The organism is Nocardia sp. NPDC005998 (assembly GCF_040614395.1).
Classification (GTDB): domain Bacteria; phylum Actinomycetota; class Actinomycetes; order Mycobacteriales; family Mycobacteriaceae; genus Nocardia.
Window position 1 is genome coordinate 1 of the sequence record NZ_JBEXUI010000094.1, and the last position, 2718, is coordinate 2718.

Annotated in this window: 4 protein-coding genes; 3 read left to right on the top strand and 1 reads right to left on the bottom strand. The window is 66.7% G+C overall.

Annotated features, from left to right (window positions below; translation table 11 throughout):
* The 3 genes from ABZ293_RS41940 to ABZ293_RS41950 all read left to right on the top strand — a co-directional run.
* The coding region (locus ABZ293_RS41940; protein ID WP_355189905.1) for a site-specific integrase at positions 1 to 481 on the top strand (481 nt) is incomplete at its 5' end.
* Positions 478 to 816, top strand: coding sequence for a helix-turn-helix transcriptional regulator (locus tag ABZ293_RS41945; protein WP_355189906.1), 339 nt, complete (start codon positions 478 to 480; stop codon positions 814 to 816). The genes ABZ293_RS41940 and ABZ293_RS41945, both read left to right, overlap by 4 nt.
* The gene (locus ABZ293_RS41950) at positions 813 to 2351 is read left to right on the top strand and encodes a hypothetical protein (RefSeq protein ID WP_355189907.1); all 1539 of its coding nucleotides are present in this window, start codon (positions 813 to 815) and stop codon (positions 2349 to 2351) included. Before ABZ293_RS41945 ends, ABZ293_RS41950 begins: the two co-directional genes overlap by 4 nt.
* Before the next feature lie 26 nt (positions 2352 to 2377).
* Here ABZ293_RS41950 and ABZ293_RS41955 read toward each other — a convergent pair whose 3' ends face one another.
* A complete protein-coding gene (locus ABZ293_RS41955) occupies positions 2378 to 2605 on the bottom strand; it encodes a hypothetical protein (RefSeq protein WP_355189908.1) in 228 nt (75 codons plus the stop codon).
* Positions 2606 to 2718: the final 113 nt, after the last annotated feature.

Consider the following 2718-nt stretch of genomic DNA (forward strand, 5'->3'; position numbering starts at 1 on the left):
TGCGCGGGAGTTCGGTCAGTTCGGCTGCTGCCAGGTCCGATACGGCAAGGCGAAGAAGGGGTCACCGCCGAAACGCCGTGGCGTGCTGACGGTCTGGGACTGGACTGCCGAGGTGCTCGAGGAGTGGTTCACCGACATCCGGCCGCTGTTCGGCGACGACGGCAACCCGGCGGCCTGGCCGTCGGAGCGGGGACCCCGGATCGGCTGTCAACGCCTGAACTCTCGTTTCGCCGTCTACCGCGATGCCTTGGGCCTGGACGCCGGGTTGGATTTGCATGGACTCCGAAGGTCCTACGTCACCCATTTGATCGAGGACGGCTGGGATCCTCGGTTCGTGCAGGAACAGGTCGGTCACGAGCACGCGTCCACGACGTCGATCTACACCTGCGTGTCCTCTGACTTCCGCACGCGCACCCTGCGCCGGCAGCTCGACGCCACCGTGGCAGCGGCCCTGAATTCCCGGAAGGGGATGAACGCATGAAACGCGTCGTCGGCTATTCCTGGCGCTTGCGCGAACTGATGGCCACCCGCGGCAAGTTCAACGCTACCGAACTGGTCCCCTTGCTGCACGAACGCGGCATCAACCTGTCGGCGTCCCAAGTCCATCGGCTCGTTTCTGGAACGCCGGAAAGGCTTTCGCTGCAAATACTTTCAGCGCTCTGCGACATTCTGGGCTGCACTCCGGCGGACCTGGTCGTCACGACCGCCGAGAACGCTGGGGTCAGCCGCACCGCGACCGACGATCTGCCCGGCCCGGTTCCCGCGAACGTCGCGAAGCTCCGGCCCCGGGCGGCCCGGATCTTGCCGGACGCATGAGTCCTGCCTATCGGACAGCGGAGCAGTATGAGCGCTGGCACAAGAAGCGCTGCGCCCGCTGCGGTCGGTTCGGCTGCTTCGCTGCGGCCTGGCCCGAGGGACACGTTTGCCGCACCTGCCACGACCGGGCGCTGAGAATCCGCGGGCACTGCCCCGGCTGCGGTGACAACCGGGCACTGCCCGGCCTGCGTCCCACCGACCGCATGCCCATCTGCGCCGGCTGCGCCGGATTCACCGTCTCCTACCTCTGTTCGCGTTGCGGGCACGAGGGCAAACTCCACCGCCGACGTCTATGCACGCGTTGCACTTTCGCTGACGAGCTCGCTGATCTGCTCAGCGATGACACCGGGCTCATTCGAACCGAGCTCGCACCGCTGGCCGCGCATCTGCTGACGATGAACGCCCCGTTGTCGGGTTTGTGCTGGCTGAAGCACCGCAAGGTCCGCGATCGGGCACCGGCCGATCTGCTGGCCGAACTCGGCCGCGGCGAGATCGAGCTGACCCACGAGGCGTTCCACATCCTTCAGCCCTGGCGAGCCGCCGCGCACCTCGAGGAACTGCTGATGGCCTGCGGAACCCTACCCACCGCCGACAAACAGATCTGCGCGTTCGAACGGTGGATGATCACGCACCTGGCTACTATCGCTGACCCCGGACACGCTCGCCTGATCAGGCAGTTTGCCGTTTGGGATGTCCAGCCACGACTGCGGGCACGAGCCGCGCGGGGCCCGCTTTCCGTCGGCAGCCGACGCGGCTTCACCACTCAGATCAGCCAGGCGACGCGGTTCCTCGGCTGGCTCGCGGAGCATGACCTCACGCTGGCCGACTGCGGCCAAGCCGCCATCGACGCCTGGCTTGTCGAACACAATGCCCACGCCCGCACCAGCATTCGAGGATTTCTGCTCTGGTGTCTCGCCAACAGACTTACCCGCCGATTCCGGCTCCCGACCGTCGTGATCGGCCCCGCGTCCCCGATGCCCCAGCAACAACGCATCGACCTGCTGGGCCGCCTGCTCACCGACCCGGAGCCGCCGCTGCGGTCCCGCGTCGCGGCGGCGATCGTGCTGCTCTACGCGCAGCCGGTCAGCCGCGTCGTCCGCCTCGCCGTCGACGACGTGATCCTCGCCGACGATCAGGTGCTGCTGAATCTCGGCGAACCCCCCACACCGGTCCCTGGCCCGGTCGCCCATCTATTACTGACCTGGATTGACCAGCGCACCAACATGAACACCGCCACCAACCGCGCATCTCGCTGGCTGTTCCCCGGCCGCCGCGCCGGCCAGCCGATGGACCCTTCCACCCTCAGCGACCTGATCAACGCACTCGGCGTTCCTTCTCGGCCCGGCCGAGTCGGTTCGCTCCACCAACACGTCCTCGAATTACCAGCCCCGGTCGTCGCCGACGCGCTCGGCTATCACCACAAGACAACCACCCGAGCCGCCGCCCAGATCACCGCGGGCTGGGCCCGCTACGCCGTAGGCCCTCGTCCCCGAAAACCGAAAGGCTGGAAGCCTGCGGCTACCGGGGACAAATGAATCTGCCAGCTCCAGCGTCGAATTGGTCAGTCCCGCGGCGCGGGCTGCGTTGGCTCGCTGGACGGTGTCGGCAGCAACGGTGAGGTGATCGCGGGCAACGGCACCGCTGGCGCGTCACGCTCTGGAGCCGGGTCCACCTTGAACAGGAAAATCACGCCCACACCCAGGCCGATCAAGACCACAGCGATCAGGAGAGCGATCCGCAGCCGCAGAGCATGCAAATGCCCCTTCAGTGATGTGGTTTCGGCGACCATAGCCCTCCCTTATGGATGCGTTCAGTGAACAGATCGCGTCACCCCCTGCGGTCATTACCTCCCCGAACGGACGGCACGAACCCGCGACAGTCGAATAGGCGACCTCGCCAGTC